This window comes from Pseudomonas sp. TE50-2 (genome assembly GCF_040813665.1).
GTDB lineage: Bacteria > Pseudomonadota > Gammaproteobacteria > Pseudomonadales > Pseudomonadaceae > Aquipseudomonas > Aquipseudomonas soli.
This window is the reverse complement of record NZ_JBFNXN010000001.1, coordinates 5,278,210-5,284,274: the sequence shown is the minus strand read 5'-3', so window position 1 is coordinate 5,284,274 and position 6,065 is coordinate 5,278,210. Positions and strand designations below refer to the sequence as shown.

Genomic DNA, 6,065 nt, shown 5'->3' with positions numbered 1-6,065 from the left:
CACCGTCGTGAGAGCGGGCTTGCAAAGCAATGGCGTCACCTTGGAGTGGCGTTATCGCGGGGCAAGCCCGCTCCCACGGGACCTCATCAGCTTCAGGAAGAACGGGTTTTATGGAAAAGACGAAGTTTCGCAAGATCACCCTCGGCGTCGCCGTGGCCCTGGTCGCCGGCATCGTGCTCTACGCGGTACAGGCCCCAGCCAAGCCGCCGCAGTACATCACCGCCACGGTCGAGCGTGGCGATATCGAAAACGCGGTGCTGGCCACCGGCACCCTGGAAGGTATCCGCCAGGTCGACGTCGGCGCCCAGGTTTCGGGGCAGCTCAAGTCGCTCAAGGTCAAGCTTGGCGACAAGGTCGCCGAAGGCCAGTGGCTGGCCGAAATCGACCCGCTGGTGCCGCGCAACTCGCTGCGTCAGGCCGAGGTCGACGCCGAGAAACTGCAGGCCGAGCGGCGCTCGGTGCAGGCCAAGCTCAAGCAGGCCAAGCGGGTCTACGAACGCTACGACGTGCTCCAGGCCGACGAGTCGATCTCGCGCCAGGACTTCGAGAACGCCGAGTCCGAGTTCGAGGTGCAGCAGGCCAACCTGCGCTCGCTGGACGCGCAGATCAAGAGCGCCCAGGTGCAGATCGACACGGCCCGGGTCAACCTCGGCTACACCCGTATCGTCGCGCCGATCGATGGCCATGTGGTGGGTATCGTCACCCAGGAAGGGCAGACGGTGATCTCCAACCAGCTGGCGCCGGTAATCCTCAAGCTCGCCGACCTCGACACCATGACCATCAAGGCCCAGGTGTCCGAAGCCGACGTGATTCATATCAGCCCCGGCCAGCAGGTGTACTTCACCATCCTCGGTGACGACAAACGTTACTACGCCAAGCTGCGCGGCACCGAGCCCGCACCGCAGAACTACCTGGAAAGCAGCGACAAGAGCGGCGCCGCCGCCAAGCAGGCCAGCGCGGTGTTCTACAACGCGCTGTTCGAGGTGCCCAACCCCGAGCACCGCCTGCGCATTTCGATGACCGCCCAGGTGCGTATCGTCCTCGACACCGCCCTGGGCGTGCTCACCGTGCCGGTGGCGGCGCTGGGGCCGCGCGACGCCGACGGCAGCTTCCCGGTGCGGGTGATCGACGGCAAGGGCTTCGCCCAGGTGCGCAAGGTCCAGGCGGGGATCAACAACAACGTCAAGGTGCAGGTCAAGGACGGCCTGGCCGAAGGCGACCGCGTGGTGATCGGCGAGCCGGTGTCGGGCGAGGCGGGGGCGTGAGCATGAACATGAACGTGGAACTGTCGCCGGCACGGGCGGTGTCGGCGCTCGAGGACCAGCCGCTGCTGCGCCTGGACGGGGTCAGCCGCAGCTTCATGGCCGGGGACCGCGAGTTCCTGGCGCTCAAGGGCATCGATCTGGAGATCCATGCCGGCGAGCTGGTGGCGATCATGGGCGCCTCGGGTTCGGGCAAGTCGACGCTGATGAACATCCTCGGTTGCCTGGACCATGCCAGCGCCGGCAGCTACCAGGTCAGCGGCCAGGAAACCCGCGATCTCGACGACGACGCCCTGGCCGCGCTGCGGCGGGACCACTTCGGTTTCATCTTCCAGCGCTACCACCTGTTGCCGCACCTGGATGCCCTGCGCAATGTCGAGATCCCGGCGGTGTACGCCGGCGTGGCGCAGGCCGGGCGGCATGCCCGGGCGCGGGAGCTGTTGGGCCGCCTGGGCCTGGGCGGACACCTGGCGCACCGGCCCAACCAGCTGTCGGGGGGGCAGCAGCAGCGGGTCAGTATCTGTCGGGCGCTGATGAACGGCGGCGAGGTGATCCTTGCCGACGAGCCCACCGGAGCCCTCGATACCGCCAGCGGCAAGGAAGTGATGAACATCCTGCTGGAACTGCACGGCGCCGGGCACACGGTGATCCTGGTGACCCACGACCCCAAGGTTGCCGCCCATGCCGAGCGGATCATCGAGGTCAGCGACGGGCAGATCGTCAGTGACCGGCGCACCCGCGCCGAGCCTCTCGCGCCGTCCGCCGACGCCGCACCGGTCCGCGAGCAGGCGCCGCGACGGCTGGTGGCCAGCCTCGGGTTGTTCCGCGAGGCCTTCAAGATGGCCTGGATCGCCCTGGTCTCGCACCGCATGCGCACCCTGCTGACCATGCTCGGGATCATCATCGGCATCACTTCCGTGGTGTCGATCTCGGCCATCGGCGAGGGCGCCAAGGGCTACGTGCTCAAGGATATCCAGGCGATCGGCAGCAACACCATCGACATCTACTCCGGCAGCAGTTTCGGCGACAGTCGGGCCAAGGCCATCGAGACCCTGGTGCCGGCCGACGTGACCGCGCTCAACGAGCTCTATTACGTCGACAGCGCCACCCCGGTGATCGGCCAGAGTTCGCTGGTGCGTTACCGCAACATCGACGCCGACGTGCAGCTCAACGGCGTCAGCGAGCAGTACTTCCAGGTGCGCAACATCCCCCTGGCCGCGGGGATCGTGTTCAGCGCCGATGATGCCCGGCGCCAGGCCCAGGTGGTGGTGATCGACCACAATACGCGCAAGCGCCTGTTCGGCGACGGCGTCAACCCGCTGGGGCAGGTGATCCTGGTCGGCAAGCTGCCGTGCACGGTAATCGGCGTGACCGCCGAGAACAAGAACCTGTTCGTCGCCGGCAACACGTTGAACGTGTGGATGCCCTACGAGACTGCCGCCGGGCGCGTGCTCGGCCAGCGCCACCTGGACAGCATCAGCGTGCGGATCAAGGACGGCTTGCCGAGCAAGCGAGTGGAGGAGGAGGTCAACAAACTGATGCTGCAGCGCCACGGAACCAAGGATTTCTTCACCAACAACCTCGACAGCATCATGCAGACCGTGCAGAAGACCAGCCGGTCGCTGACCTTGCTGCTGTCGCTGATCGCAGTGATTTCGTTGGTGGTGGGGGGGATCGGGGTGATGAACATCATGCTGGTGTCGGTCACCGAGCGCACCCGCGAGATCGGCATCCGCATGGCGGTGGGGGCACGGCAGTCGGATATCCGCCAGCAGTTCCTGGTGGAGGCGGTGATGGTCTGCCTGATCGGCGGCGTAATCGGGATCGGGTTGTCGTACGGGATCGGCTATCTGTTCGCGCTTTTCGTCAAGCAGTGGGAGATGGTGTTTTCACTGGGGTCGGTGGTCACGGCGTTCGTCTGCTCGACCTTGATCGGCATCGTGTTCGGCTTCGTGCCGGCGCGCAACGCGGCGCGGCTGGACCCTATCGAGGCATTGGCGCGGGATTAGGCCTGAAAGCGAGCGCTATATGCATGGCGCTCGCTCCCAGGTGTCCTGCAGGGGACTAGATTTCGGCATACATCCAGCGCATCAGCGAGTGGCGTCCGCTGATGCCCAGCTTGATCGCCGCCCGGCGCAGGTAACTTTCCACCGTATTGACCTTGAGCCGCAGATGCTCGGCCTGCTGCGGCGCGGTGCGCCCGGCCAGCAAGCCTTCGCACACCTGCATTTCGCGTTCGGACAGGCGGATGCCGGTCTGACGCAGGCGCTCGAGAAAGCGCTGTTCGAGGCTGTCGGGGTCCGCGGGTACCGGCGCGGCAGGCTGCAGGGCATTGATGTGTTTTTCCAGCATGGGCAGCAGCAAGGGCGAAATGTCCTCCAGCCGGCTGCGATCGGTAGCTGAGAAGCCAACGCGGGTGTCGGCCCGCAATACCGTGATTTCGTAGCGGAAACCATCCTTGCGCCGGGCCAGGTGCAGGCGCGCCGGGTCGTCGAAGCCGTCGCCCGTATCGCCGGCGCTGAATACCGTCTCGCTGACCAAGGTCGCGTCTGGCTGGCTGGCGCAAGACGGGTTGATGCGCAGTTGGCGGATATGCGTGGCATCGATGGTCAGGTGGGTCTGGATCAGGTCGTGCAGGTGCCGGGGGAAATGGCGGCTGCCGGTACTGGCTATGACTTTGCCGATCTGCGGAAAGAGCAGGTGCGAATTCATCGTGTCATCCATGATAGGCGGTGGAACGGAGGCCCTTGCGCCAGCAACCAGCATCCTTGACTGTCGGCCGGGCCATTGGGCTGCTAGCTATCCTAGTACAACGAATCAGTGACGGTTAAATGAAGCGGTAATAATGGCATAACAATATCATCGTTGACGCCAGAGGTATGTCCAGGCACGACTCGGGTATGATGCGCATCCCATCCAACAACGAGACCGCCCATGTCCCTGAGCGCTGAACAGATCGGCGAATTCCGCTCTTTCTCCGAGCAACTGGCCGATGCCGCCGCGGCGGCGATCCAGCCGTACTTTCGTGCCAGCCTGGATGTCGAGGACAAGGGGGGGCGCCTGTACGACCCGGTGACCATCGCCGACAAGGCCGCCGAAGAGGCGATGCGCGCGCTGATCCAGGCCCGCTATCCCACCCACGGCATACTGGGTGAAGAGCAGGGCGCGGCACTGGGCAGCAGCCCGCTGACCTGGGTGCTCGACCCGATCGATGGCACCCGCGCCTTCATCACCGGCCTGCCGCTGTGGGGCACGCTGATCGCCCTCAACGACGGCACTCGCCCGGTGCTCGGGGTGATGAACCAGCCGTTCACCGGCGAACGCTTCATCGGCACCCCGCACGGCGCCTGGCGCAATGACACACCGCTGAAGACCCGCGCCTGCGCCGACCTGGCGTCGGCCACGCTGATGTGCACCACCCCTGACATGTTCGACACCCCGGCGCGCAAGGCGGCGTTCGAGGCGGTCGCCGGCAAGGCCCGGCTGATGCGCTATGGCGGTGATTGCTATGCCTACTGCATGCTGGCGTCCGGATTCGTCGATGTGATCGTCGAGGCCAGCCTGCAGCCCTACGATGTGCAGGCGTTGATGCCGATCATCGAAGGCGCGGGTGGAGTCATTACGTCCTGGGATGGCGGCTCGGCCCAGGACGGGGGCTGCGTGGTGGCTTGTGGCGATCCGGCGTTGCATGCGCAGGTACTGGCGATGTTGCGTCACGCCATCTGATAGACCCTGCACGAGACGTTTGCCGTGGACTCAATCACCCAAGCCGTGCTCGGCGCGGCACTGCAAGGCACCGTCCTGGGCCGTATCCAGGGCCGCCGTTCGCTGATCTATGGCGCCGCCCTGGGGACACTGCCCGACTTGGATGTGGTGATCCGCTATGCCGATCCGGTGTCGCAGATGACCTTCCACCGTGGCTTTTCCCATTCGATCTTCGTCCTGACCGGCCTGGCCCTGTTGCTGGCCTGGCTGGTCGCCTGGCGGTGGCCTGGCCGAGGCTATACCCCTGGCAGGCTGTTCCTCGCCTTCTGGCTGGCGCTGGTCACCCACCCGGTGCTCGACGCCTTCACCGTCTATGGCACCCAGCTGTTCTGGCCTTTGCACCTGACGCCGGAGAGCTGGGCGGCGGTGTTCATCATCGACCCGGTGTATACCGTGCCGTTGCTGCTGGCGGTGGGCTATGCGGCGATCAGGGGCCTGAAGGGCAGGGCGACCGCGATGCTGTGCCTGGCACTGGGGTTCAGCACGCTGTATCTGGGTTTTGGCCTGGCCGGGCGCATGGCCGCCGAGCAACGTTTCCACCTGGCCTTGCAGGCGCAGGGAGTCGAGCCCAGTGAGGTCCGCGCGGTGCCCATCGCCTTCAACAGCCTGATCTGGCGGGTGCTGGCGAAAACCCCGGACGGCGACTACTACGAGGGCGTGAGCAGCGGGTTCGATCGCGAACCTCCGGAGATGCTGAAGCAGTCGCGCAATCTGCAGGCAGCCAAGGTGCTTGCGGGTGCACCGCTGTACGAGCGTCTGCGCTGGTTCACCGATGACTGGCTGCGCTACGACGTCATTGGCGACTCGCTGGTGGTCACCGACCTGCGCATGGGCATGCCGGGCAACTACAGTTTCCGTTTCGAGATGGCCCGACGTGACGCCGCGGGGCAATGGGCGGTGATCCAGCCCAGGGGCTGGGTTGGTGGCGGTGCCGCCTCCCTGTTCGATGGCGAGCGACTGGGCTTGATCTGGCGTCGTATCCTCGACCAGCAACCGCCACTGCCACTTGCCGTGTGGGCGGGGCACTTGTAGGCGGCT

The 6,065-nt window shown here is 65.7% G+C and carries 5 protein-coding genes; 4 read left to right on the top strand and 1 reads right to left on the bottom strand.

All coding sequences use genetic code 11. From position 1 onward, the window contains the following. Positions 1 to 110: 110 nt before the first annotated feature. Both macA and AAHK21_RS24210 read left to right on the top strand, forming a co-directional pair. Positions 111 to 1,265 carry a macrolide transporter subunit MacA gene (gene macA / locus AAHK21_RS24215; RefSeq protein ID WP_367858587.1) on the top strand — a complete coding sequence of 385 codons (1,155 nt, stop codon included), beginning with the start codon at positions 111 to 113 and terminating at the stop codon, positions 1,263 to 1,265. Positions 1,266 to 1,267: 2 nt separating this feature from the next. Continuing rightward, entirely contained in the window at positions 1,268 to 3,271 is a 2,004-nt protein-coding gene (locus tag AAHK21_RS24210; protein ID WP_367858586.1) for a MacB family efflux pump subunit, read from the top strand. Positions 3,272 to 3,326: 55 nt separating this feature from the next. On the opposite strand, the gene AAHK21_RS24205 is transcribed toward AAHK21_RS24210, so the two are convergent. Then, a complete protein-coding gene (locus tag AAHK21_RS24205; RefSeq protein WP_367858585.1) occupies positions 3,327 to 3,974 on the bottom strand; it encodes a helix-turn-helix transcriptional regulator in 648 nt (215 codons plus the stop codon). Between the two features lie 222 nt (positions 3,975 to 4,196). Here AAHK21_RS24205 and hisN point away from each other — a divergent pair, with 222 nt between their 5' ends. Further along, a complete protein-coding gene (gene hisN / locus AAHK21_RS24200; protein WP_367858584.1) occupies positions 4,197 to 4,988 on the top strand; it encodes a histidinol-phosphatase in 792 nt (263 codons plus the stop codon). A 24-nt stretch (positions 4,989 to 5,012) separates the two neighbouring features. Next, positions 5,013 to 6,059, top strand: coding sequence for a metal-dependent hydrolase (locus tag AAHK21_RS24195; RefSeq protein ID WP_367858583.1), 1,047 nt, complete (start codon positions 5,013 to 5,015; stop codon positions 6,057 to 6,059). The last annotated feature ends 6 nt before the right edge of the window (positions 6,060 to 6,065 follow it).

Excerpts from the sequence above, each read along its gene's own strand:
- macA (WP_367858587.1), top strand. The coding sequence starts at position 111 with ATGGAAAAGACGAAGTTTCGCAAGATCACCCTCGGCGTCGCCGTGGCC.
- AAHK21_RS24210 (WP_367858586.1), top strand. The coding sequence starts at position 1,268 with ATGAACATGAACGTGGAACTGTCGCCGGCACGGGCGGTGTCGGCGCTC.
- AAHK21_RS24205 (WP_367858585.1), bottom strand. The coding sequence starts at position 3,974 with ATGAATTCGCACCTGCTCTTTCCGCAGATCGGCAAAGTCATAGCCAGT.
- hisN (WP_367858584.1), top strand. The coding sequence starts at position 4,197 with ATGTCCCTGAGCGCTGAACAGATCGGCGAATTCCGCTCTTTCTCCGAG.